The following is a 24,681-nucleotide window of genomic DNA, read 5'->3' as shown; positions in this document are numbered from 1 at the left end:
TTGGTTGCGGGGGCAAGATTTGAACTTGCGACCTCTGGGTTATGAGCCCAGCGAGCTACCGAACTGCTCCACCCCGCGGCGTGATAGTTAACTCTACCCGCCGCGGGGCCCAGCCGCAAATCGCCTGCGGCTGGGTGCGGTTAGTCGCCCTGCGCACTCTCGGTGGGCGCCGGAGTTGCACCCTCCGTGGCACCCGTGGTGCCGCCGTCGGCAGTTCCTCCGGCTGCGGCTTCCATGTCCTCCTGCGCGGCGATGGCCCGCTGGATGGCTTCGTTGAGCTTGTCCTGCGCGGCACCGTAGGCGGCAAAGTCGTTTGCTGCCAGAGCTGCCTGTCCCTCCTGGATTGCGGCACCGGCGTCGTCCAGTGCGTCGGCCAGGTCGGCCTCGGCAGTGGTGTCGCCCGGAGTTTCACCGGTTCCGGGTGCAGGTGTCTGACCCACGTTTTCGGAGTCGCCGGTAATGGCACCGGAGTCGCCGCCGAAGACCTGGTTCAGGGCTTCGTCAAGGGTCGGGGCGAACCCGACCTTTTCACCGAAGTTGACCAGCACGCGCTGCAGCGTCGGGTAGGACGCGTCACCGGAGGACTGCACGTAGACCGGCTGCACGTAGAGCATGCCGCCGCCAACGGGCAGGGAGAGCAGGTTGCCGTTGATAACTTCGGAGGCGCCCTGGCGGAGCAGGTTCAAGGCGTTCGAAACGGTCGGATCGGAGTTGAACCGGTTCTGTGCCTGGCCCGGGCCCGGCACCACCGTGTCAGTGGGCAGTGACAGCAGCCGGAGCTTGCCGTAGTCCTCGCTCTTGACGCCGGCCTCGCCGGTTCCTGCATCGGCCTCCGCTGCGAGGAAGCCGTACAGCACGTTGCGGGCTTCACCGTTGGGAGACACAAACGGAATAAACGGCGTGGTGAGGGAGAACGCTGTGTCTTCCTGGCCCGGCATCTGCAGGGACAGGTAGTACGGCGGCTGCTTGACCTCGGCATTGGCAACCGTCGGGTCATTCGGAACGCTCCAGGCGTCGTCGTTCTTGAAGAACGAGTCGGCGTTGGTGACGTGGTACTTGCCCATGAGTTCACGCTGGACCTTGAACTGGTCCTCCGGGTACCGGACGTGCGCCATCAGGTCGGCTGACATGTCGCTGTACGGCTTCAGGGTGGAGGGGAACACGCTCTGCCAGGACTTCAGCAGCGGATCCTCGTCATCCCAGGCGTACAGAGTCACGGAGCCGTCATAGGCGTCAACCGTGGCCTTCACTGCGTTGCGGATGTAGTTCACCTGATCGGCGGGCAGCGCCGCCGCTCCCGGAGTCAGCGAGTCAGTCGTCGCAGCCTGGAGTTCCTGCTGGGTGGAGTATGGGAAGTACTTGCTGGTGGTGTAGCCGTCCACGATCCACTGCACCCGGCCGTCGACAACTGCGGGATAGGCATTGCCGTCCACGGTCAGGTACGGGGCGACCTTCTCCACGCGTTCGCGCGGGTCACGGTCGTAGAGAATCTGGGACTCAGGATTGATGGCGTCCGAGAGCAGGAGCTCGGTGGACTGGAACTTGATGGCGTAGACCAGCTGGTTGAACAGGTTGCCCACGCTCGGGCCGCCCTCGCCGTCGAACGTCGTCTGGGATTCGGTGTCAGAATCACCGGTCTGCGGACGGTCGATTTCCTGCGGTGCCGCTCCCTCGGGCGCACCCACCACTGAGTAGTCGGGTGAGGATTCACCGAAGTAGATCCGGGGCTCGTAATTCCCCAGTACCCCGCTGGACGGGATGCCGGATTCCATGAAGCTGGGCTTGCCGTCGGCCTGAACCGTGGAGCCGCGGGCGGCCACCACGCCGTAGCCGTGGGTGTAGAGAATGTGCTCGTTGACCCAGCCGTCGGGCACGCCGTCGGTGTTCAGCTCACGCACTGCAATGACGGTGTCCTGGATTTCGCCGTCAATGTCGTAACGGTCAACGTTCAGCGTTTCCGGGAACTGGTAGTACTGCCGGAACTGCTGCAGCTGCGAGAATGCCGGGGACACGACGTTCGGGTCCAGCAGGCGGATGTTGGAAGTGGTGCCGGAGTCCGCGGCCAGGGCTCCCGCGTTGGCTTCAACGGTTGCCTTGTAATCGATGACCTCGGTCTCATCCAGGCCGTAGGCCTCCCGGGTGAGTTCGATGTTGCGCTGGATGTACTGAGCTTCCTTGCTCAGCTCCGAGGGCTTGACCTGGTACTGCTGGACAATCCAGGGGTACACGCCGCCGGCCACGATGGCCGTAATGATGAGCATTGCGGTACCGATGATCGGCAGGCGCCAGCGGCCGATAACGGCGGACACAATGAAGAGGATCGCCACGATCACGGACGCCACGGTCAGGATGGTCTTGGTGGGAATGACCGCTTCAACGTCCGTGTACAGGGCGCCGGTCCAGGTTCCCGAGGTGCTCAGCAGCGTGTCATAGCGGTCCAGCCAGAAGTTGGCGGCCTGCAGCAGCAGGAAGGCTGCGGCGATGACGGCGATGTGGATGCGTGCCTGACGGGAGGTGAAGATGCCCTTTTCCTCGAGGCGGATGCCGCCGTACAGGTAGTGGGTCAGCAGTCCGGCGATGCCGGCAATGACCACGACGCTGATCAGGAAGCCCACAATGAAGCCCAGGAAGGGCAGCGTGTTGAGGTAGAAGCTGAAGTCCAGGCCGAATTCCGGATCCTGCCGGCCGAACTCGCGGCGGTTCAGGAACAGCAACGCCTGCTGCCACATGGACATGGCCGCGGTGCCGGCAAACCCGCCGACGACGACGGGGATACCGATCATCAGAAGCTTGCGGACCGGCTCCAGCTGGGCCTGGTAACGGTTCAGGTTGTCCTGCAGTGCGCTGTCCGGAGCATAAACGGGACGTGACGCATACGCGGTCCGGATGCTCAGGAACACGCAGCCGGCCATCACGATGAACGCGATGAGGAACATGGCGATCCGCGTCAGGTTTTCCTTGACGAAGACCTCAAGGTAGCCCAGCTGGTTGTACCAGAGGACATCCGCGTAAACCTGCGAAAAGTATACGAAGCCGATCACGAGGACTGCCACCACGATCAGCGTTGCAATCAGGGGGCTCGGTCCGCGCCGGGAGCCGGGACGGGTGCCCGTACTCGGGCTCGGTCTGGAAAATGGGCCGTTTGGTCCGGAAGTCACTGTTACCTCATCGTTCGGTACGTCGGTCCACGGCGCCTGCAGCGGGTATTACAGGACATTTTCTAGTCCCCTTTGCAAGTTGCCGTGCATTTCTCATTCTGCCTTGTCTTGCTTGCACGGGGCCACCTGCCCCGCCTTTGCCGAAAAACCTTTTCCCGATCGTGATGGGCGGGCCGCTACTCCGGAAGGCACTGCGCCAGGTCCGACGGGCTGGTTCCGGAGGCCAGCGCATCAACTGCGGTGCGTGCCTCCTCGAGGGTGGCAACGCGCACGACGCCGAGCCCTTCCGGAACGTTCCCCACGACTTCGCCGCAGTTATCAGCCGGAGCGAGGAAGAACTCCGCGCCGGCGTCGGACGCTCCCACCATCTTCTGTGCAATGCCGCCGATGGGGCCCACATTCCCCGCCGAGTCGATGGTGCCCGTCCCGGCGAAGTGTTTGCCTCCGGTCATGCCGCCGGGGGTGAGCCGGTCCATGATGCCCAGCGCAAACATCATCCCCGCGGAGGGACCGCCGACGTCATCCAGCGCAATGGTGACGTCGAAGGGAAACTCAAAACTAGTGGCCAGGAAAATTCCGAGCTGGTAGCTGCCCGCGTCACCGGCAACGGGCGTCACGGTCCCCGCTTGTTCCCGGCCGTCACGGCGGAATTCGACCTCCACCGGTTCACCGCCGCCTTCCTGCAGCTGCCCGCGCAGGGTGTCGATGCCGTCTATCTCAGTACCGCCGACGCTGATGAGCGTGTCCCCGGCTTCCAGCACTCCGGCCGCCGGCGAACCATCCACCAGTTCGGCCACGGCAAGGTCTTCGGTAAAGGGAATGTCCAGTTCGCGCAGCGCCGCAGCCACTGCGGACTCCTGGGAGGACGTCATGGCGGCAGCGTTCTGCTGGTCGATATCCTCGCCGGTGGTCCCGCGCGGATAGACAAACTCCTGGGGGACGACGGCGTCTTCGGGGTTCAGCCACGCTCCGACGGCCTCCAGGAAACTCATGGTTGTGCCCGGACCGCCGGAAACATAGACCGTGGTCAGGTCCAGCTCGCCGTCGGTGGGATAGGTGGGAGCGCCGTCGATCTCGATCAGAGGAGTCTCCTCGCCGTCCCGGGTCACCGTGCCCACGGTGTTGAAGGTGGGCCCGGGCGACTCGACCACATAGGGGGCCGGCAAAAACAGGGCGACGGCGCCGAGCACCAGAGTAAGGGCCCCCGAAACCATCAGGGCCCGGGACCGCGGATCCGGCCGGGAGGCGGCGGAAAAGCCACCGAACCCTCCGGGCGGCACCGGCCCCGGAGACAGCATCGGACCCGCGGGCGGTGCACCCTGCGCCGGATACTGCCCCGCCGTATGGGCGCTCGGAACGGAAGGGTTGTGCTGGTGGTCTGAGGGGCGCAAGTGGCCAACCCTTTTCTGAGGTGGGAACCCGAGGCAGCTCACTTGAGGCTGAAACGGCGGATGCTGCCACCCAGCTTACGCCGCCGGTGCCTTTCCGCGCGGGTGTTTGGCCCTGTGGCCGCTTTGCCATGAGCGAACGAATCGGCGAATGCGGGACAGGCATCCCGGGCTGCCGGTAACGTAAGGAAACCATGGTCCGGTTTTCCGGCCATGGTCCGGAGCAGCCAGGTCCGCTATCCGCGGCTGCCTGCTCCGCGTCATGCACGTCAATCTTCCACAGGACCGGTGGTATCCATGAGTTCGAACCCTTCCGACCCCGGCGAGACGCCCCAGGATCCGCTCTCCGAGATGCTCGCCCGCCTGTTTGGCGGAGCAGGCGCCGGAGGCATGGACCCGCAGGAACTGGCGAAGGCAGCAGGACTGCCCTCCGACCCCAATGCCATGGCAATGATCTTCCAGCAGGTCCAGGCCATGTTCAGTGCGCCGTCGGACGGACCGGTCAACTGGCAGCTGGCCAAGGACAATGCCCGCCGGGTTGCCGCCACCGACAGCGATCCCTCGGTACTCCCCGCTCAGGGCCGGGAGGTGGACGAGGCGCTGCACGTTGCACAGCTGTGGCTTGATCCGGTCACCGACTTTGCCTCCACCTCCGCGCTCGGCAAGGCCTGGAGCCGTGCCGAATGGGTCGAAGCCACCATGGACTCCTGGAAGCGGCTGACCGAACCCGTTGCCGTGAGCATTTCCCAGGCCCTCTCCAACGCCATCAGCACGCAGATGCCCGAAGAAATGAAATCCATGATGGGCGGGGCCTCCTCGATGCTCGCCAACATGGGCGGCGCCATGTTCGGCATCCAGCTCGGGCAGGCTGTCGGGGCCCTCTCCAAGGAAGTTGTCAGCTCAACTGACATCGGACTTCCCCTGGCAGGCGGGACCATGGCCCTGCTGCCGGCAAACGTCGCGAAGTTCGGCGAGGGCCTGGACATCCCGGCAACGGAGATCCGGCTCTACCTTGCAGTTCGGGAAGCCGCGCACGCCCGGCTCTTCACGCATGCGCCCTGGCTGGCCGGCCACCTTTTCGGCACCATCGAAAGCTACGCCCGCGGCATCCACATCGACATTTCCAAGATCGAGGAAGTGGCCCGGGATCTGGACCCCTCCAACCCGGAATCCATTCAGGAGGCCCTGTCCGGCGGCGTGTTCCAACCGGAGCGGACGGCCGCGCAGGACGCCGCCCTGGAACGCCTCGAAACCGCCCTCGCCCTGGTGGAAGGCTGGGTTGACGAGGTCACGGCTGCGGCAACGGCAAACCTTCCCTCCGCGGGTGCCCTGCGGGAAATGATCCGCCGCCGCCGCGCGAGCGGCGGCCCGGCCGAGCACACCTTCTCCTCCCTGGTGGGACTGGAACTTCGCCCCCGCCGGCTCCGCGACGCTGCCGCCCTGTGGTCCCAGCTCCGCGAGGAGCGCGGCATCGAGGGCCGGGACGCCGTGTGGGAGCATCCGGACCTCATGCCCACATCCAAGGACCTGGATGATCCGAAGGGCTTCAGCAAGCGGCGCGAGCTGCTGGATGCTTCCGATTCCGACGTCGATGCTGCCCTTGAGCGGCTCCTGAACGGCGGATTCGACACACCGGAAGGCGACGGCGATGACACGGCCGCCGGTGACGAGGTTGCCGGCGACGAGATTGCCGGCGGCAAGACTGACGCGCCGGAAGACGGTGCCACAGATGAGGCCGGCACGCCTGACGCCGGCCAGGAGAATGACAAGCCCGAGGACGACGGCGACGGCACGGATTCCGGCAAGGGCGGAGCACCGCAGGCCTGATCCACCCGGCACAGTGTGAGCCCGGCAGCCCTTCGGCTGCCGGGCTCACTGCGTTTTTGACCGGCTACAGATCCCCGGGCTCTTCGGCGCCCTGGTCCTCCTGCATGTTGCCTTCAAGCCCCCGCGAGCTGGCGAACGCCGCTCCCTGCAGATAGGCCTTGGCGGTTTCGGTGTGCGGATAGGACTCCAGCAGGCGCCAGAACGCCGCTGAATGTGAGGCCTCGATCAGGTGCGCCAATTCATGCAGCAGCACATAGTCCTGAACCCAGGCCGGCATTCCCTGCAGCTTGTCGGAAAGCCTGATGGTGCCGCGGGCCGGCGTGGCCGAACCCCAGCGGGAGTTCTGGTTCCCCACCCAGCGCACCGACACCGGCTGCGCTGCCCCACGCAGATAGCGCCGGGACAGTTCGGCCGCCCGGTCGGCGAGCTGATCCGCTGCGGCCCCGGGACCGGCCGGAGGCGCTGCGGCGGTGCGCTGCTCCAGCCGGGTCACCATGCGCCGGACCCATTCCGCCTCTTGGACTTTCGTAAAGTGTCCCGGAATGGAAATCACAGCTTTTCCATCACGGAAGGCGGCGTTGACCGTGCGGCGGCGCTTGGCTGAGCGGCGCACTTCAATGGGAATCCCCGTGCTGGTCACCAGTGGCACCTCGGCCCGCGCGGCGGATGAGGCGGCGGACACCGAAGCGGCCGGAACGGCCGGCTGCAGGCGGTGCTTCGCGGGGCGGGTTTGTCCTGAAGGCATGTCTTAACCCTAGGCGAGGCCGGGGCACGCTCCGGCCCCTGTGGATAACCGGATGACGACCGGAACCGCATGCCAAGATGGCTTCGCAGGCCATCGGCGCCTGCGCGGACCGGCTACCAACAGGCGGACCGGCTACCAACAGGGAGGTCCCCGTGCGGATCAACCCCGGACTCCATGTCCTGGCGCTATCGCCGTCGGCCCGGCAGTTTGGCCTGGGACCGGAGGCCCTGGTCCTGCGCGGACTCCAGGACAGTGATCTGGCCTTTCTGGCTGCTCTCCGCGAGGGCCTGCAGGACGGCAGGGAAATGGCCGAGGGCGGCCGCCACAATGTTCCGCCCCAGCGTGCCCGCGCGCTGACCCAGGCGCTGTCCCCGGTGCTCCTCCCCTTCCCGGACACGGCGGGGCCGGGCGAGTCCGCCGTGCCGGCGCTGCGCGGAGAACGCCTGTCAGCTGACAGCGGCCGCCTTTCGGCTGCCTACCGCATCAACGGTTCATCCGTTCTCCGGCGCCGGTCCCACTCGGCGGTGGAGGTGAACAGCTTGGGCCGTATTGGAGCACTGCTGGCCCAAACTCTGGCCGGTGCCGGGGTGGGGACCCTGGTGCTGTCGGACCCGGGGGTGGTGCTCCCCACCGACATTGGACCGGGATACCCGCTGACAGATCAGGGCATGCGCCGGGCCCAAGCCGTGAAACGGCACATTTACCGGCTGGATCCCACGGTCCAGGTGCTCATCAGTTCCCCGGGCACCGTGCGGGCGCACCTGGATCTGGGGGTCCGGATGGGGACTGAACCCCCAACCGGACGGAGCACGGGCCCGGCCAGCGAACATCCGCACCTGACGGTCACCGTGCGGGAGACCGGAGTCGACGTCGGTCCGCTGGTGGTTCCGGGACTGACCCCTTGCCTTGAATGCCTGGACCGGCAGCAGGCAGACGGGAACAGCGCGTGGTACTCCGCGGCGGAAGCCCTGGCCCGGCAGCGCATCGAGGCCGCACCCAGCGGAGTTGAAACGTCGGCGGCGGTTGTTGCCGCCGGCATCGCCGCAGGGCAGGTGCTGGCCTTCCTGGACGGTGTTGTCGAACCAACCACGTGGTCCGCCGTGGTGTCGCTGCGGGCGGCGGACGGGTATCTCGGACAGAAAAGCCTCTCGTTTCACCCCGGCTGCGGGTGCCGGCTGCAGCACCAGGACTCCCCGGCACGGGCGTCCTGACGGCGTCCGGCCCTCTGGCGGCCGGCCTCTGGCAGCCGGGCCGCTGGGTGGCCGGCCCGCGGGGTGGCCGGCCCGCGGGGTGGCCGGGCGGGCGCCCTAGTTGTCCGCCAGCACGCGCAGGACGGCTTCCCCGTAGCGTTCCAGTTTGGAGGGACCGACGCCGGGAAGGGTGGCCAGCCGGTTCAATGACGGCGGCCGGTCCTCGGCGATGGCCACCAGGGTGGAATCGGTGAACACGACAAAGGCCGGGACACCGGCTTCGGAAGCCGCGGCGCGGCGCCACTCCCGCAGTGCGTCGAAGGTGCTTTCCTCGTAGGTCACCGGGCACTCTGCGCAGCGTCCCACCTTGCGTTCCGAACCCGTGGTCAGCAGCGTTCCGCAGACACGGCACTTGGCCGGACCGCTGGCCTTGCGGCGCGATGCGGTCTTCGGAGCCGCCGTGCGCTGGACGTCCCGGGCCGTTTGCGGACGGAGCCCGTCCAGGAACCGCGACGGTTTCCGGTTCGCCCTGCCGCCCGGGGTCCGTGCGGTGGACCAGGACAGGTGCAGGTGTTCCCTGGCACGGGTGATGCCCACGTACAGCAGGCGGCGCTCTTCATCCACTGCCTCGGGGGTATCTGCGAAGGAAATCGGCATCAGTCCCTCGCTCAGTCCCACCAGGAACACCGCGTCCCACTCCAGGCCCTTGGCCGAGTGCAGCGATGCCAGCGTGACGCCCTGGACGGTCGGCGCGTGCTGTGAGGCGGCACGCTCGTCGAGCTCGGCTACGAAGTCCATCAGCGTAAAAATGGCGTCGGGGTCCTGCGTGCGGGCGGCGTGAAGCTCATCGGCCAGTGCCACGAGGGCGGCCAGGGACTCCCACTTCTCCCGGACGGCTCCGCCGCCGGCCGGAGCCTCAGGGCTGTACCCCAGGGACACCAGGATGTCCCGCACCAGCTGCGGCACCGGGTCGTTGCCCACGGCCCGGGAGGCTGCACGCAGCTGCGCCATGGAGTCGCGCACCTCGCGCCGGGCGAAGAACCGCTCGCCGCCGCGCAGCTGATAACCGATGCCCGCGGTGGTCAGCGCCTGTTCATAGGCCTGGGACTGCCCGTTGGTGCGGAACAGGATGGCAATCTCGGCCGGCTGCACGCCGTCCTTGATCAGCGCCTTGATGCGTTCCGCCACGGAGGCGGCCTCGGCGTCGTCGTCGGCGCACTCAGTGAAGGTGGGTTCCGGGCCGGCGGGGCGCTGGGCTATCAGCTCCAGCGGTTTGGGCCATGGCGGGGCAAACCGCGAGCGCTCTCCCTCGGCCGTGCGGGCCGCGAGGATGCGGTTGGCCAGGCCCACCACCTGGGGCGTGGAGCGGTAGTCCCGGACGAGCTTGACGATCGGCGCCTCGGGGAAGCGGGAGGGGAAACCGAGCAGGTGCTTGGAGGTGGCACCGGTGAAGGAATAAATGGTCTGGCTGGAGTCGCCCACCACGCACAGCTCGTCGCGTCCGCCCAGCCACAGGTCCAGCAACCGCTGCTGGAGCGGGGAAACGTCCTGGTACTCATCCACCACGAAGTGCCGGTACTGATCCCGGACCGTTGCGGCCACCCGGGCGTCCTCCTGCAGGATGCCCACGGTGATCAGCAGGACGTCCTCGAAGTCGATGACGTTGCGGTCCACTTTGACGTCTTCGTAGGCTTGGAAGATCCGCGAAATGGCAATGTGGTCAAAACCGGCGGGAGCGTCGCGGTCCTTGGCGGCGGACACGTAGCTCTCGGGGGTGAGCATGGAAACCTTGGCCCACTCGATTTCGGCCGCAACGTCACGGATGGCGGCGCGGTCGGTGGACAGGCGCAGGCGGCGCGCGGCCTCGGCAATGAACTGGGCCTTGTGGCTGAGCAGGTCCGGCATCTGCCCGCCAACGGTCTGCGGCCAAAAGTACTGCAGCTGCTTCAGCGCTGCGGCATGGAAGGTTTTGGCCTGGACTCCCCCGGCGCCGAGATCCCGCAGGCGGGTCCGCATTTCCGCGGCGGCCCGGGCGGTGAAGGTCACGGCGAGCACGCGCTGGGGTTTGTATACGCCGGTGTGGACGCCGTAGGCCATCCGGTGCGTGATGGCCCGGGTCTTGCCGGTGCCGGCTCCTGCGAGCACGCACAGCGGCCCGGTCAGGGAGGTGGCCACTTCGCGCTGCTCATCATCCAGCCCGGCCAGGATCCGAGCCTCGACAGAGGTCCCGCTCATACCCCGGCTCCGGTTTCCGGTTCGGCGATCGGCCCTCCGTACCAGCGCTCAATCAGGTTCCGGGCAATGGAAATCCCGCTGGCGATGGTGATTTCACCGCTGCCGACGGCGTCGCGGAGCTCATCCCGGGTGAACCAGCGGACATCGGAGATTTCGACGCCGTCATGAACGGCGGCTGCGGGGTCCTCGGTCCGGGCGGTGAAACCCAGCATCAGGGAGCACGGGAACGGCCAGGGCTGCGAGCCCAGGTACTGCGGCGAGTGGACCACCAGGCCGGATTCCTCGGCAATTTCCCGGATCACCGCGCCTTCCAGGGATTCCCCGGGCTCGACGAATCCCGCCAGGGTGGAGTACCGGTTTCCCTTCCATGCAGCGGCCGATCCCAGCAGGATGCGGTCATCAGGGTCGGTAACGGCAACGATGATGGCCGGATCCGTCCGCGGGAAGTGCTGGCTTCCGTCCTCGGTGCAGCGGCGGACCCAGCCGCCCTGTTCCGGTACGGTGGGGGCGCCGCAGCGCGGACAGTGGGTATGGACCGCGTGCCAGTTGGAGACCGCCGCGGCCTGCACAAACAGGGCGGCGTCAAGCTCGCCGAGCAGCACCGCCACCTCCCGCAGCGCTGCCCACCGGGCACCGTCGGTTTCCAGCAGGGGATCCTCCTCCGCGAGGGTGACCAGCACGACGTCGGTGCCGGCCGGTTCCTGGGCGTCGGCAAGGATGCGGCCCAGGTACACGGGACCATCACCAAAACCGGCCTCGGCAACAGGAGCCAGCACAACCTCGGTGTCGCTGATCAGGGCCTTGCCGCCGGCCATGTACATAACGCGGGTGCCCGGGTTCTCGCGGATCTGCTCGAACAGGTCCGGGGCCACACGCCGGTCCGATCCGCGGTCCACTGCGGTCCGGGCCAGCGGCAAAATTCCAAGAGGGGGTACAACTGCTGACGGTGCTGGGCTGCTCATGTCTCTACCGTACTGACTTGCACCCCCCAACCTGTAGTTGGAACAGGACTACCTGCCCGTGCTGAGTTATTGCTCACGCATCCGGCGACTCGCCGCCAGCCTATGGTTATTCGTGCCACATCTACCTCTACGGTTGAAGATGTGAAACGCACCCCCATGGAATTGGCCGCTATGGCCAGCGCCGCCGTCCCCGGGCTGGCCCCCACCGGCGTAGCCGGCTCCCCCGACGACGCTGCGGACTTCGACGCTGCCGTGCTGGTTGACGAAGCAGGAAAGCAGTGGCGGGTACGTTCCCCCAAGCACGTTGATGCCAGCATGAGACTGGAAACCGAGCTGCTGGTGCTGCGGGCGTTTGTCCCCGCTGTCCGGGCGGAGCTGCCCTTCGCGCTTCCGCATGTTGCCGGGACCGTCCGGCAGGGCGACCTGTGCACATTTGTTTACTCGCATCTGCCGGGATCCACCCGGGACATCGATTCGCTGGTGGCTGAAGGCGGAGCTTTGCCGCTGGAGGTGGGACGGGCCATGGCCGCCATCCACAGCCTGCCCCAGGACCTGGTGAACGACGCGGACCTCCCCAGCTACTCCGCCAACGAATTCCGGCAGCGCAAGCTCAACGAACTGGACCAGGCCGCCACCACCGGCAAGATTCCCCCGGTGCTGCTGCGCCGCTGGGAGCATGCCCTGGAGGACGTCACCCTGTGGCGGTTCAATCCGTCCGTGGTGCACGGCGACCTGCACGAAGACAACCTCCTCGTTTCCAACGGACGCATCAGTGCGGTTACCGGCTGGACCGATCTGCGCATCGGTGATCCCGCGGACGACTTTGCCTGGCTGGTTGCCGCAAACGATCCCGCGTTCACGGAAGCCGTGCATGCGGCGTATAACGCGGCACGGCCCGAGACTCCCGACCCGCATCTGATACGCCGCGCGGCGCTGTCCGCCGAGTTCGCCCTGGCCCAGTGGCTGGTGCGCGGCGTCGCAGCCGAGAACCCGGCGATGGTTGCCGAAGCCGAAGAAATGCTGGCCACCCTGGAAGCGGACATCCTCGAACAGGATGCTGCCGCCAAGGCTCAGGAAGCGGAGGCAGCGGCAGCCGCCAAGGCTGCCGCCGTCTCGGCCGAGCAGGAAGCCGCCGGGGCTGCGGCTGCCCAGGAGCAGGCCGTGGCCAGTACCGCCCCGCACTCCGCTGCCCGCCCCGCTCAGGAGAAGGACCCTTCGGACCCAAGCGCAGCAGCGTCAAAGAGTCCGGCCGCCCCCACAAGTCAGCCGGCCGCCAAGGCCGTGTCGGTAAGCCCCGGCTCGGACCGCGTCAGTGTGACACCGATTTCCACGGCTGCAGCTGCCCAGGTCCCGGAACCCGGCGACGCCACGGGCCCCATCGCCCGGGTCACGGCGCTGCCGGCCCAGCCGCTCCCCCATGCCAAGCCCGGCCCCGGCCCCGTCCCCGGCTCCACGTCCCCCACGAAGCATCCGGCCTCCGGCCCGGGCAAGGCAGAGCCGTCAGGGACCGTACAGGCAACCAAAACCGCAGTACCGGCAGGCAAGCCCACAGTACCGGCGGGCAAGGATCCAGAAACCAAGTCCGCGGGAACAGGCAAGTAACGTACGAACACAGACAGGGCGGGGAACGTTGTTTCCCCGCCCTTTCTCCGTTAAGCGCCCGTCAGTACGCGCCCGTCAGTACGCGCCGGTCCGTCCGTACGGGCCCGTCAGTCCGCGCTCGTCCTGGTGGACCGGCATGTGCCCGGGAAGCGGCCTTCCCCCTTCCCTGAAAACTCTTTCGCATCTTCCTTGCCCAATCGCCCGCTAGGTCCTATGGTTACCTACATAACTAACTAACCAGCTGACCGAAGGGCCGCACACGGCGGTTCCCGGTCCTTGAAACGGAGACCGCCACGTGAACCACAGGCCGACACCGTGAGTACTTTTGAAGACAGCCGTCCCATCTTCCTGCAGATTGCTGAACGCATCGAAGGGGATGTCCTGGACGGTGTGCTGCAGGAGGAGGGACAGGTGCCCTCCACCAACGAGATTGCCGCGTTCTACCGAATCAATCCCGCGACGGCGGCCAAGGGCGTCAATCTGCTGGTTGACGAGGGCCTGCTGTACAAACGCCGTGGAATCGGCATGTTTGTGGCTCCCGGCGCCCGCGCCGTCGTCCTGGCCAAGCGCCGGGAACAGTTTTACCGCCAGTACGTCCAACCCGTCGCCGATGAAGCACGGAAACTCGGAATCGGCGCGGAAGAACTGACCGAACTCATCCGTCGCAGTGCCGCTGAACATGAAGGGACCCCGGCACCATGAACGTCATCGAAACCCGCGGACTGACGCGCCGCTATCGCGACCAGCTGGCCCTGGACGACATAAACCTGAACGTCGGGGCCAACCGGATCTACGGACTGCTTGGCCGCAACGGAGCCGGCAAGACAACACTGATGTCCATCCTCACCGCACAGGAATTTGCCAGCTCCGGAGACGTGCGGGTCTTCGGAGCCCACCCGTTCGAAAATGAACAGGTGCTGTCCCGTCTCTGCTTTGTCCGGGAATCACAGAAGTACCCGGACGACTTCACCATCCGCAACGCCCTCGATGCTGCGGCCTTCTTCTTTCCCCACTGGAACAAGGAACTGGCACAGACGCTGCTGGAGGATTTTCAGCTGCCGAACCCGAAGAAGCACCGGATCAAGAAACTCTCCCGCGGTCAGCTGTCGGCGGTGGGCGTCATCATCGGTTTGGCGTCCCGGGCGGAACTGACCTTCTTTGATGAGCCATATCTGGGCCTGGACGCCGTTGCGCGGCAGCTGTTCTATGACCGCCTGCTGACCGACTTTGCCGATCATCCCCGCACCATCATTCTTTCCTCGCACCTGATTGATGAGGTGGCGAACCTGCTCGAACACGTGATCGTCATCGACCACGGACGCATTGTCATGGATGACGAAGTGGACGCCATCACCGGCTCCGCCTTTGCCGTCGCCGGCTCCTCCGCCGCCGTGGAAAAGTTTGTGGGCGGCCGTCCGGTGCTGCACCGGGAGGGCCTGGGAGCACTGAGTTCCCTCACGGTGGACACCCCGCTGTCCGACGACGACCGGGCACTTGCACGCAGCCTCGGCCTGGAGCTTGCTCCGGTTTCCCTGCAGCAGCTGATTATCCGGCGGACCCTCAAGGCCAACGAAGCCTACGGCTCCGCGCCTGCGAACAACGACACCGATCTGGAGGTACTGCAATGAACCGGCCGCTGGCAGTGGCGCGCATGCAGCTGCTCAACAAATGGATCTATCTGGGAATACCGGCAATCATCCTTGTCTCCTCCACCCTGATTGCCCTGGCCATCATCGCGATCATTCCCGACAGCGGGGCACCCAATCTGGCATTTTCCGGCCAAGCCGTGATGTGGTATTTCCTGGGCATCGGGGTTCAAGCGCTGACCCTGACCTTCCCCTTCTCGCAGGCAATGAGTGTCAGCCGCCGCTCCTTCTACCTGGGCACGCTGGGCCTCTTCGCGGTGATGGCCCTTGGCCTGGGCATGCTCTACTGGCTGCTCGGCCTGGTGGAGGAAGCCACCGGCGGCTGGGGACTGAACGCCCACATCTTCGCCCTGCCGTGGATAGCGGAGGCTGCGTGGTACACGCAAATCCTGCTGTACTTCGCGCTGTCGACCCTGCTGTTCATGTTCGGTTTCTGGTTCGCGACCGTTTACAAGCGGTGGCGCGCCGGCGGCCTGGTTGCCGCATTTGTCGCGTTTGCCCTGATTCTGCTGGCCGCCGTGGCGTCCGCGACCTGGACGGAGTCCTGGGCAGCGGTGGGAGCATGGTTCGTCCAGCTGACGCCGCTCGCCCTCACCGGCTGGCTGCTGCTGGGCGGAGTGGCGTTGGCCGCCGGATCGTACGGAACACTGCGGCGGGCAGTGCCGTAGCGCTATTGGCCGCAGACGCTTGGAACGGGCTGCGCACCTGAGTTGCATAGAAAGACCTCCGGATGAGGTGGTGTTTGTTGAGAACATCCGCCGAACCGGAGGTCTTTCATGTCGTTTAATCGTCATGCCGCCGTTACCCCGCGTAACCGGCTGAGCCCAACCGCGCAGGAGAATCTCCTAGAACGGCGGCGGATCTCCCCCGTAGTCATCCGAACTGCTGCCCGCCCTTGTATCTGTGGCCGGGGCCGTGTGCGTCGGCCCTGGACCGGGGCGCTCCCCGACGCCATCCGTACGACCCTCATACATGACCGGGGCAAGTTCCAGATGCGGTTCGGTGCGGTATATCCGTCCTCCCGGGGATGTCCATTCGATGATCCCGGCCACCGGCTGGCATGCCTTCCAGAATCCCTGCGTCTTGAACATGTGGTGCCGCCGGCACAGATGTTCAAGGTTGTCATGATCCGTGGCTCCACCTTGAACCCAGGGTTTGGTGTGTTCAATCTCGGATATCACCGCGTTGGTCCGGCACCCAGGAAAACGGCAGGTCCCGTCCCGGGCTCTTTGCCAGCGCTGCAGTCCTGACGGAACTTTCCTCCGGCGCCCAACCCGCAGGATTTCCTCGGTGTCAGGATCCCTCTCCACGGGAGTCCACTTCATGGCCTCGCGGGCCATTCGGCGGGCTGTTTGCGGACTGATCGGCCCGTAGCCAAGCAGCTCGGCAGGTTGGTCATCGGCGCCGACGAGGGTTTCGGCGCTGATCAGCACCAGGATCTCCGTCGGGCCTTCGCTCTGGCCCGGGCGTCGGCTCTGGCGTCACTGCCACAGCTGGTTCCGTTGTCGGATGTGCCCTTGCGTCCGACTCGCCCCATACCCGATGGGCCGCCGGCGCTGGATGAGGCACCTCCGCCGGACAACAGCAGATCCGAGAGGATGTCCGCCCGCAGCTCGTCCACCCTGCGGGGATCACCGTCGGCCTGCTCACCCCGGGCGGCTCTGCTCAACTGAGTGAAGATCGCCTGCGCATTCTCCGCCGGAAGGAACGCCGAAAGCCACGACATTCCGTCCGCCGCGGGCTCCAAACAGACCTTCCGCTTTCCAAACGCGGTCAGCTGGCGCCCGACGATGCTCTGCGGATACTGGTTTTCCCGCAGCCTCCGTGCCCCCACCCGGAACTGAGCCGGGGTCTGGCCTTCTGCAACATCCAGCAGTTTCGCTTCGAAAGCCGGGAGCTCTTCGAGCTCAATGCCCTGAGTTTGGTCCAACACGGTCTGAGCATGGTTGTAGCCGACTGTGCCCTTCTCGAGCCGGGCCAGGGTCGCCGAGTACGCCTTGCAGAGACTCCCCGCCTCGGACATGAGCCGCTGCCCTGCAGTATCCGGCAGGCAAAGGATCGTAGCTGCCTCGGACGCCGCAAGGCTGAAGGCCATCCCGTTGTCAGGCTTTCCGGACGGGAAGTGCATCTCGTTTTGGAAGATGTTTTCCATCCTGTGCAGGACTTTGGCCTGCTGGGCCTGCGCCCACCGGATCAGATGATCCAGGCGGGAGAGCACAATACCGGCGGTCTCCTCATCCAGCCCGTCCGCGCCCTGCAGGACCAACGTGCCTGAGAAACCGGCAGCGTCCCCCGGACCAGGAGGGCCGTAAAGAGCAGGAAAGCCGTCCGGAGCAGGCGAGGTATCGGGGCGGGCGGAAACATCAGCAGAAGAGACACCGGCAGCGGGAACCGGTACAGCGTGGAAAACCGAGCGGCCGGGAAAAGTCCTGGGCTGATCCATGCCTTCAGGCTTTCACCTGCCTCTGACATTTCCGCCGGGAAAAGAGCCTCAAAAAGCCCAAAAGATCCCTTTTCTGACACCTCAAATACCCGACTTTTCTGGCCAACTACCTGTCTGGGTTCCGGGCAGGGGGTTCGGTGCGCTAGGACGGAGAATTCGCCGTCCGGATGATGTCCTCGAGCTCCTTCTCGCCCAGCAGATTGAACGGCCGGATCAGCTTGTCCGCCGCCACGTAGTAGAACGCGGCGTTGACCTTCTCCAACGGCACCTGCTTCAGCCGCGCCCAGGCCAGGCGGTAGACCGCCAGCTGCACGGCCCGGATTTCCAGCTTGTCCCTGGACGGCGGAGCCCCGGTTTTCCAGTCGATCAAGTCCCAGGTGCCGTCGGGGTCCTGGAACACGGCGTCAATGCGGCCGCGCACCACTACGGCGTCCACCCGGGTCTCCACCGGCACTTCGATGAAGGCCGGAGTGCGCTGTGCCCAGGGTGATGACTCAAAGGTGGCGATCATGTCCTCGAGTTGGTAAGCCTCGTCCACGTAGGCATCCGCTGCGCCGGGGTGCTCGTCAATGTCCAACATTCCGCTGGTGCCGAAGAACTCCTCCACCCAGGCGTGGAAGGCCGTGCCCTTGCGGGCGGCCATGCCCGGCTCCCGCGGAACCGGACGCCGCAGCTGGCGCGTGACTTCATCAGGATCGTCCTTGAGGTCCACCAGCAGTGACGCAGAGATGTGCGCCGGCAGTTCGACCTCCACCACCTGATTCGGCGGGCGGTGGCGTGCCAGGACAAGCTCCACTTCGCGGGCCCACCGGGTGGGTTCAAAAACGGAAGGTGAAGACTCCCGCGGAGGTTCCTCCGCCAGGTCCCCGGCACCGGTCAGGATGTCGATTTCCGCCTGGCCGACACGGCCGGCCTGGCGGGCTGCGGCGTCCAGCACGGCCGCCGCTGCCGCTTCCATCGATCCGCGCCGGTTCCCCAGCGGATCGATGGGCCAGCGTTCCCGGCGGATGTCGGCATTTGCCGGGTTGGTATCGCCCTCCTCATCCGGCTGTACCCAGGACAGCAGAGTGAAACCCGGGGCGCCCGCTGCACCCAGGTCGTAAAGATCCTGCAGATAGCGGGAGACCGCCGTCGGCTTGGACCGTCCGCCGCCCCATACGCTTGACGTGCAGATCAGCACGTACTTGGCGCGGGTAAAGGCCACGTAGGCCAAACGGCGTTCCTCGCGCTCGGCATGCCCGCGCGCGTCCTCACTGAAGAGCTTCTCGCTGTCCACCCAGCCCTTCTGGTCCTCCTGTTCCCAGTCCCACTGCGGCAGGTCGGGAGCATCGCCGCGCAGCGGCCAGGGAATGGAGCCCTCTCCGCTGCTCCACCGGGAATCACGGTCGTTGGGGAACTGCCCCTCGTTCAGGCCCGGAACCACCACGACGTCCCACTCCAGCCCCTTGGACGCATGGACGGTCAACAGCTGCACTGCTTCGCGGCTGGCCTCCAGCTGGGTAACGGGGAGTCCGTTTTCCTCATCGTTCGCGGCCTCAAGCCAGGCCAGGAAGGCCGTGAGGTCCACCCGTTCGCTGGAGGAGCTGAACGTGGCCGCGGCGTCGATGAAGGCGTCAAGGTTCCGGCGCGACTCATGGATGGAGACGCCGGGCTTTGCCGCCACTTCGATATCGAGCAGGATGCGGCGCTCGACTTCGCCGATGAGCGTGGTGAGGTCTTCGCCCACGTAGCTGCGCAGGTCCCTCAGCTCATCGCGCAGCAGCTTCAGCCGGCGCAGCCCTTCCACTGACAGGGACCGTCCGGAGCTGGAAACCCACTCCGGACGCGGCAGGGAGTCAACGGCTTCCACCAGCGACCCGGCCTCGGCCATGTCCGCCTCGACAACCGTTTCGGAGCCGTCCTGCTGCTCATCCGGCCGGTGGACATTGGCGGCGTCGGCCACGGAGACCGCGCGCTCACGGACCCGGACCAGATGCCGTGACCAGTCGGCCAGGGCCATCAGGTCCGCCGGGCCGATGCGCCAGCGCGCGCCTGCCAGGATCCGCAGCATGGAATCCGAACGGCCCGGGTCTCCGAGGACCCGGAGGACTGCCAGCACGTCCACCACTTCCGGGGTGGACAGCAGCCCGCCGAGGCCGACAATCTGCACCGGAATGCCTCGCGCTTCCAGCGCCTCCCGGATTGGCCCGAACTGTTTGCGTCCGCGGCACAGGACGGCCACGGTGGGCTGCAGCGGCCGTCCGGCGTCGTCCGTTTCAAAGCCGCGCCACCCGGGCCGCGGGTTCCGGTACCGCTGCACCTGATCCGCCACGGCGTCGGCCTCGCCCACAACGCCCTCGGCCCCGCCTTCCGGGGGAACCGATACATCCGTCAGGTAACGGCCGAGCAGGACTTCCCCCACCGGCGCCTTGGGTTTGGCCTGCAGCTCGGGAACGTGCGGCAGCCGCTGGCGGGTCAGCCACGGCGCGGTGCTGTTCAGCGGCGCGGAAACGGTGTTGGCGGCGGCCAGGATGGACGTTGAATTGCGCCAGGCGACGGAAAGGTTGGCAACCGGCGCCAGGGCACGGGAGCCGTCCGGCAGGAACAGCGGGAACTGGTCGCGGAAAGTCCCCAGCTGACCGGCGGAGGCGCCGCGGAATCCGTAGATGGACTGGTGCGGGTCTCCCACGGCCGTTACGGCACGGCCGTCACCGAAGAGCTGGGAGAAGAGCACCATTTGGGCGTGCGAGGTGTCCTGGAATTCATCCAGCAGCACCACCTTGTACTTGGCCCGCTCCATTTCCACCGCTTCGGGGATGGTTTCGGCGATGGTGGCGGCCATTTCCACAAGGTCGCCGAAATCCAGCTGCCGGCGTTCGAACTTCGCCCGGCGGTAGGCCTCGACAAGTTCGGTGACGGAGATCCGGGTGCGCAGCCGGTCCAGCAGTTTCTGCACGGCGGCAGTGGCAGCCTTGGGCTTGCCCGCCAGGTACGGCAAACTGCTCACCGCTTGGAGGTGTTCAACAAGGTTCTCCCGGACCTTCGCCGGACTGGTCAGGTGTTCGGCACATTCACCGGCCATCTGCAGGACTCCGTTGACCAGTGTCGACTTTGCGGCGGTGAAATGCTCAAAGTCTCCGGCGTAGGCCTCCACCACTTCAGTGGCGAGCTGCCAGGACTGGGCTCCCCCGAGCATCACGGAATCCCGTTCCACCCCCAGGCGCAGTCCGTAATCATTGACGATGCCGTTGGCGTAGGAATGGTAGGTGGAGACGGCGGGATCCAGCCGGGCGTCCTCGGTGACATCCGGTCCGCTTCCCGGCGGAATGAGGCCGGGGTCCGCGGTGCCCGCGGCCTGGACCCGGTACAGCAAATCCAGGCGTTGCCGGATCCGGGAGTCCAGTTCGCCGGCGGCCTTGCGGGTGAAGGTCACGCCGAGGATCTGCTCCGGACGCACCAGCTGGTTGGCCACGAGCCAGACAACCCGGTCCGCCATGGTTTTGGTTTTGCCGGAACCGGCGCCGGCGATCACCAGCAGCGGCTGAAGGGGTGCCTCGATGATGCCAATCTGGTCTTTGGTGGGGTACTGCACGGGATTGGCCGGGTCGGTGTGCAGCATTTCCGCCAGCTCCCGGGCGGAATAGCGCGGCGGCTGCGGAACTTCGGGGGGAAGCGTTTCGGTCAGGGAGACACTCATTCGGTGACCTGCTTTCCTTCGGGGCACAGCGGGCATATTTCGGGCAGCCGGCAGCCGTGCCCGCCGAATCCGCTGCGGGTGGGGTCATGGACGGTTTCAAAGCTGGCGTCGGACATCAGTTCGGCCGCTGTCCGGACCATGTCCCGGGCTGTGGTGTCCGCGGGGTCGAGCGGGGGCTGCTGCTGCACGGCGACTGATTTGCTGGTGGTTCCCAGCTGGACCAGGGCAGCCCCTCCGGGCCGGGACGGCTGCGCCGGCGCGGCCGCCAGGTTCTCCGGGTCGGGTGCCTCGCGGTTTACCGCGCCTTCCCGCACCGCCTCCTGATACGCGGCCAGCTGCGGGTGCTTTTCCAGGTCGTCCTTTTTCGGAGCTGATTTTCCGGTCTTGAGGTCAACGATGAAGAGCCGCCCCTCGGCGTCGATCTCCAGCCGGTCAATCTGCCCGCGCAGCAGTGCCGTCCTTTCCCGTCCCCGGATTTCCACCGGCACCTCGGCGGCGAAGTCCCGCTCCACGTCGACCAGGGAACGTCCTTCCTGGCGCATGGTGATGACGTAGGCGGCAAGCTTGCGCACCATGGTCTCGGCGCGGCGGAAATCCAGCTTTCCTTCCCAGTTGTCCTTCATGCCCAGTGTCGGCCAGCGGCGCTGAAGTTCCTGGACGTATTCGCCGCCGGAGGCGTCGGGCATATCTTGCGCAATCTGGTGCACCAGGGTGCCCAGGGACCGGGCGAAGTCGGTGGCCTGCTCCCCGCCGGCGGCGGAAACGAACCAGCTCAGCGGCGACTTCATCACGGCGTCCACCTTGGACGGAGACACCGGTATGGGTGTCTCCTCCGGAATGACTGGAGCGGTGGTGGACAGTTCGGCCAGACCCCACCAGTCCGCCGGGGCAGCGCCGGGAACCCGGACCGGGTGGTTGAGCATGGTGCCCAGATGGTGCACCGCTTCACGGGCCAGTTCAGGCTTCTCCTGCGCCTGCTGCGTGTAGGCGCGCAGTTCCGCCACCAGGGACCGCAGGGTCAGGGGGCGCAGCACCTCGGTGCGTTCGCGCTTCACGGCCTGCGGGGGCAGCGGATCCACCAGGTCCAGGAACGCTGAGGGCTGCTCGTCGTCGGATGACACCGCGGTGCAGATCAGCAGCTCGCGGGCCCGTGAGACCGCGGTGGAGAAGCTACGCAGTTCATCGTGCCGGATCGCATGCATCAGCGACTGCGGGCTGCGGTGTTTGGCGAATCCGTCACCGTGTTCGACGGCGGCAACCAGGTCTCCGCTGCCGAGCAGTTCACCGCGCAGGCGCAGGTTGGGCCAGACACCGTCCTGCACGCCGGCAACGATCACCAGAGGCCATTCCCGGCCGGCGGCGCTGGCCGGAGTGAGCAGTTCCACGGCGTCCCGGCGCTGCGCGCGGGCGGCGAGGGTGTCCATCGGCAGCTCGGAACTGGTCAGGTAGTCCAGGAACTGCGCCGGTGTGGAGCCGGGCAACTGGTCCACGTAGCGTTCGGCCGTTTGAAACAGGGCCATGATGGCATCCAGGTCGCGGTCTGCCCTGGCCCCCGCCGGCCCGCCGAACAGAGCCGTTTCGGCCCATTTCTTTGACCAGCCGGAAACCGACCACAGGGCCCACAGCACCGTTTCGGCAGTGGCGCCGGGCTGTTCGGCAGCCTCGCGGCCAGCCCGCAGCATGGCTGAGGTGCGCTGGGCCGAGCGTGCCTCCCAGGACAGTCCGGCGAGCGCAATCCCGCTGGGCGACAGCGGATCAAGCAGGGCTTCCACGAGCAGGGCATCGCTGGTGCGACCGCCCCCGCCGCGCATCTCCTCGCGGCGCAGCGACTGGCGGAGCCTGCGCAGTTCGATCGAGCTGGCCCCGCCGATCCGTGAGGTCAGCAGCGACACCGCCGCCTCGGGGGTGAGCAGGTCCGGGTTCAGGACGACGGCGAACGCCTCCAGCAGCGGCCTCACCGCGGCTTCATCGCGCACCGCCTTTTCCGCGACGGGCACCTTGACATCGATTCCCTGCCCGCTGAGGTAGCGCTGGATGCGGGCCAGCTGGCCGCCGGTGCGCACGATGACGGCAATCTCTTCCAGGCTTCGCCCGTCCAGCAGCTGGGCTTCGAGGATGCGCTGGGCGATGTAGCGCAGTTCGTGCATGGGCGAATCGACAATGTGCGCCTCTGCCCGGCCGACGGCGGGTCCGGCGTCCTCTCCGCTCTCCTCCGCCACCGGTTCCCGCTCGCCCGGCGCCTGCACGTCCGGCTCCTGCACGTCCGCTTCGGCCTGCGGCGCCGCCGGCAGCACCGCGGCCCGGTAGCGCGGAAGCTGCCCGACGACGGAGATCCGGGAAGCGGTCCGAAGCCAGGCCAGCGCAACGGAGCCGGTCAGCCGGTGCGGTCCGGACAGGACGAAGGTCCGCAGTCCTTCTCCCAGCGTGTCGCTGAGCTTGCCCAGCAGGTCCGGCCGGGCTCCGCGGAAGCCCTGCACCACGGTGTCCGGGCATGCCGTCACCACGGTGTCCCGTCCCCGGCCCAGCAGCCCGAGCAGGGCATGGATGGCCGGATTGGCCTCCTGCAGGTCATCAACGAGGATCAGCTGCTGCCGCGCCTGTTCCGCCGCCAGGAACTCCGGGTCGGACTGCAGGATCTCCAGGGCGGTGGTGATGATGCCGGCCGGGTCAAAGGCTTCCGGCATGCGGATGTCGAGCACATCGCGGTACTCCGCGTACAGCGCGCCGGCGGCCACCCAGTCCGGGCGGTTGTGCCGCCGCCCCAGGTCGGCGACCCGTTCCGCGGAAATCCCGTATTCGATGATGCGGTCGAAGAGCTGCCGGATTTCCTGCCGGAAACCGCGCGTGGGCAGGGCAAGGTCCAGTGAATCCGGCCAGGGCAGGGCGGGTACGCCCTGCTGTCCGTGCCCTTCCAGCAGCTCCTTGATGATGACGTCCTGCTCGGCTCCCGAGAGCAGCTTGGGCGCCCGGGTTATGTACGGCAGCCGGCCCTCGGCCTTGGCCCGGCGGATCAGGTCAAAGGCGTAGGAGGCCCAGGTGCGTGCCGGGGACGTGCTCAGGGTGCCGCGGAGCCTGGCGGAGAGGCTGTCCCGCAGCGCAGCCGCAGCCAGCCGGGTGGGCGCAAGCAGCAGCAGGCCTGACGGGTCAAGTCCGGCGTCAATCCGTGCCACGGCCGTTTCCACCAGCACCGTCGATTTCCCGGTGCCGGGAGCGCCCAGGACCAGGACCGGACCGCTGCCCGACGGCAGGTCCACCACGGCCTGCTGGTCCGGGCTCAGCTGCGGGGCTTCGGCGGTTCCGGCCGACGGTCCAACCAGTTGCAGTTTTACGCTCATGCCTCTACTTCATCATGTCCCGCCGACATTCCCGTTTCCCGCCCCGCAAGCTCCGCGCGGACGCTCTCAATCACGGTCCAGTCCCCCTCCGACGGGAACCACCGGGCCGGACCGATCCGCACCCGGTATCCCCCGCCGTCGTCGTCAGGCTTTCCGGACAGCGGAGTTCCCTCGCTGCGGTAGTGGTCCAGGGCGCGCTTTTCGTGGCAGCGCGGCGGTTCACCGCCGGCCCTGATCACGCGCCACCAGGGAAGCCCCGCACCGCTGCCGGACAGCACGGCGCCAACCTGGCGGGGACCGCCGGCGTGCAGAATCTCGGCGACGTCCCCGTAGGAAAGGACCCTGCCGGCCGGTATCAGCGCAACCACTGAACGGACGGCTTCGACATACTCATCGCGCATGCCACCAGCCTAGTCCCCGCCGCTCGGCGCCCGGGAATCTTCGAATGTCAGTGCCCGCCGGTACGTTTGCTTC

16 protein-coding genes and 1 tRNA gene are annotated in these 24,681 nt (G+C 66.8%); 6 read left to right on the top strand and 11 right to left on the bottom strand.

Features of this window, described 5'->3' with window-relative positions; all coding sequences use genetic code 11:
- Position 1: 1 nt before the first annotated feature.
- The 3 genes from AAE021_RS02340 to AAE021_RS02330 form a co-directional block, all read right to left on the bottom strand.
- Positions 2 to 78: transfer RNA gene (locus AAE021_RS02340), tRNA-Met, on the bottom strand.
- 62 nt (positions 79 to 140) lie between these two features.
- Positions 141 to 3,158 carry a UPF0182 family protein gene (locus AAE021_RS02335; RefSeq protein WP_425362436.1) on the bottom strand — a complete coding sequence of 1,006 codons (3,018 nt, stop codon included), beginning with the start codon at positions 3,156 to 3,158 and terminating at the stop codon, positions 141 to 143.
- 176 nt (positions 3,159 to 3,334) lie between these two features.
- Positions 3,335 to 4,549: a YlbL family protein gene (locus AAE021_RS02330; RefSeq protein ID WP_342024061.1), complete on the bottom strand. Its 1,215-nt coding sequence runs from the start codon at positions 4,547 to 4,549 to the stop codon at positions 3,335 to 3,337.
- Positions 4,550 to 4,843: 294 nt separating this feature from the next.
- Between AAE021_RS02330 and AAE021_RS02325 the strand changes: the two genes are divergently transcribed.
- Positions 4,844 to 6,373: a zinc-dependent metalloprotease gene (locus AAE021_RS02325; protein WP_342024060.1), complete on the top strand. Its 1,530-nt coding sequence runs from the start codon at positions 4,844 to 4,846 to the stop codon at positions 6,371 to 6,373.
- 64 nt (positions 6,374 to 6,437) lie between these two features.
- Here the strand turns inward: AAE021_RS02325 and AAE021_RS02320 are convergent, their stop codons facing one another.
- Positions 6,438 to 7,118, bottom strand: coding sequence for a M48 family metallopeptidase (locus AAE021_RS02320; protein ID WP_342024059.1), 681 nt, complete (start codon positions 7,116 to 7,118; stop codon positions 6,438 to 6,440).
- 152 nt (positions 7,119 to 7,270) lie between these two features.
- Between AAE021_RS02320 and AAE021_RS02315 the strand changes: the two genes are divergently transcribed.
- Positions 7,271 to 8,329, top strand: a complete 1,059-nt coding sequence (locus tag AAE021_RS02315; protein WP_342024058.1) for a ThiF family adenylyltransferase — start codon at positions 7,271 to 7,273, stop codon at positions 8,327 to 8,329.
- A 96-nt stretch (positions 8,330 to 8,425) separates the two neighbouring features.
- On the opposite strand, the gene AAE021_RS02310 is transcribed toward AAE021_RS02315, so the two are convergent.
- Both AAE021_RS02310 and nudC read right to left on the bottom strand, forming a co-directional pair.
- On the bottom strand, positions 8,426 to 10,543 hold the full coding sequence (locus tag AAE021_RS02310) for an ATP-dependent DNA helicase UvrD2 (protein WP_342024057.1): 2,118 nt from the start codon (positions 10,541 to 10,543) through the stop codon (positions 8,426 to 8,428).
- Positions 10,540 to 11,505: an NAD(+) diphosphatase gene (gene nudC, locus AAE021_RS02305; RefSeq protein ID WP_342024056.1), complete on the bottom strand. Its 966-nt coding sequence runs from the start codon at positions 11,503 to 11,505 to the stop codon at positions 10,540 to 10,542. Before nudC ends, AAE021_RS02310 begins: the two co-directional genes overlap by 4 nt.
- A gap of 141 nt (positions 11,506 to 11,646) precedes the next feature.
- On the opposite strand from nudC, the gene AAE021_RS02300 reads away from it, so the two are divergent.
- From AAE021_RS02300 to AAE021_RS02285, 4 genes are all read left to right on the top strand, one after another.
- On the top strand, positions 11,647 to 13,107 hold the full coding sequence (locus tag AAE021_RS02300; RefSeq protein WP_342024055.1) for a macrolide 2'-phosphotransferase: 1,461 nt from the start codon (positions 11,647 to 11,649) through the stop codon (positions 13,105 to 13,107).
- 315 nt (positions 13,108 to 13,422) lie between these two features.
- A complete protein-coding gene (locus AAE021_RS02295; RefSeq protein ID WP_152219482.1) occupies positions 13,423 to 13,809 on the top strand; it encodes a GntR family transcriptional regulator in 387 nt (128 codons plus the stop codon).
- Positions 13,806 to 14,735, top strand: coding sequence for an ABC transporter ATP-binding protein (locus AAE021_RS02290; protein WP_342024054.1), 930 nt, complete (start codon positions 13,806 to 13,808; stop codon positions 14,733 to 14,735). Before AAE021_RS02295 ends, AAE021_RS02290 begins: the two co-directional genes overlap by 4 nt.
- Complete coding sequence (locus tag AAE021_RS02285) at positions 14,732 to 15,421, top strand: hypothetical protein (RefSeq protein ID WP_342024053.1); 690 nt, start codon at positions 14,732 to 14,734, stop codon at positions 15,419 to 15,421. Before AAE021_RS02290 ends, AAE021_RS02285 begins: the two co-directional genes overlap by 4 nt.
- Before the next feature lie 177 nt (positions 15,422 to 15,598).
- Here the strand turns inward: AAE021_RS02285 and AAE021_RS02280 are convergent, their stop codons facing one another.
- From AAE021_RS02280 to AAE021_RS02260, 5 genes are all read right to left on the bottom strand, one after another.
- Entirely contained in the window at positions 15,599 to 16,186 is a 588-nt protein-coding gene (locus AAE021_RS02280) for an HNH endonuclease signature motif containing protein (RefSeq protein ID WP_342024052.1), read from the bottom strand.
- Positions 16,180 to 17,196 (bottom strand): DUF222 domain-containing protein, encoded by a 1,017-nt coding sequence (locus AAE021_RS02275; protein ID WP_342024051.1) that lies wholly within the window; start codon positions 17,194 to 17,196, stop codon positions 16,180 to 16,182. The genes AAE021_RS02280 and AAE021_RS02275 overlap by 7 nt, the downstream gene beginning before the upstream one ends.
- Positions 17,197 to 17,338: 142 nt before the next feature.
- Complete coding sequence (locus AAE021_RS02270) at positions 17,339 to 20,872, bottom strand: ATP-dependent DNA helicase (RefSeq protein ID WP_342024050.1); 3,534 nt, start codon at positions 20,870 to 20,872, stop codon at positions 17,339 to 17,341.
- Positions 20,869 to 24,207, bottom strand: a complete 3,339-nt coding sequence (locus AAE021_RS02265; RefSeq protein WP_342024049.1) for an ATP-dependent DNA helicase — start codon at positions 24,205 to 24,207, stop codon at positions 20,869 to 20,871. Before AAE021_RS02265 ends, AAE021_RS02270 begins: the two co-directional genes overlap by 4 nt.
- Entirely contained in the window at positions 24,204 to 24,608 is a 405-nt protein-coding gene (locus tag AAE021_RS02260) for an MGMT family protein (RefSeq protein ID WP_342024048.1), read from the bottom strand. The genes AAE021_RS02265 and AAE021_RS02260 overlap by 4 nt, the downstream gene beginning before the upstream one ends.
- Positions 24,609 to 24,681: the final 73 nt, after the last annotated feature.

The organism is Arthrobacter citreus (assembly GCF_038405225.1).
GTDB classification, from domain to species: Bacteria; Actinomycetota; Actinomycetes; order Actinomycetales; family Micrococcaceae; genus Arthrobacter_B; species Arthrobacter_B citreus_A.
This window is presented reverse-complemented; position numbering and strand designations above follow the sequence as displayed.

Excerpts from the sequence above, each read along its gene's own strand:
- AAE021_RS02325 (WP_342024060.1), top strand. The coding sequence starts at position 4,844 with ATGAGTTCGAACCCTTCCGACCCCGGCGAGACGCCCCAGGATCCGCTC.
- AAE021_RS02320 (WP_342024059.1), bottom strand. The coding sequence starts at position 7,118 with ATGCCTTCAGGACAAACCCGCCCCGCGAAGCACCGCCTGCAGCCGGCC.
- AAE021_RS02310 (WP_342024057.1), bottom strand. The coding sequence starts at position 10,543 with ATGAGCGGGACCTCTGTCGAGGCTCGGATCCTGGCCGGGCTGGATGAT.
- nudC (WP_342024056.1), bottom strand. The coding sequence starts at position 11,505 with ATGAGCAGCCCAGCACCGTCAGCAGTTGTACCCCCTCTTGGAATTTTG.
- AAE021_RS02290 (WP_342024054.1), top strand. The coding sequence starts at position 13,806 with ATGAACGTCATCGAAACCCGCGGACTGACGCGCCGCTATCGCGACCAG.
- AAE021_RS02285 (WP_342024053.1), top strand. The coding sequence starts at position 14,732 with ATGAACCGGCCGCTGGCAGTGGCGCGCATGCAGCTGCTCAACAAATGG.
- AAE021_RS02275 (WP_342024051.1), bottom strand. The coding sequence starts at position 17,196 with ATGGATCAGCCCAGGACTTTTCCCGGCCGCTCGGTTTTCCACGCTGTA.
- AAE021_RS02270 (WP_342024050.1), bottom strand. The coding sequence starts at position 20,872 with ATGAGTGTCTCCCTGACCGAAACGCTTCCCCCCGAAGTTCCGCAGCCG.
- AAE021_RS02265 (WP_342024049.1), bottom strand. The coding sequence starts at position 24,207 with ATGAGCGTAAAACTGCAACTGGTTGGACCGTCGGCCGGAACCGCCGAA.
- AAE021_RS02260 (WP_342024048.1), bottom strand. The coding sequence starts at position 24,608 with ATGCGCGATGAGTATGTCGAAGCCGTCCGTTCAGTGGTTGCGCTGATA.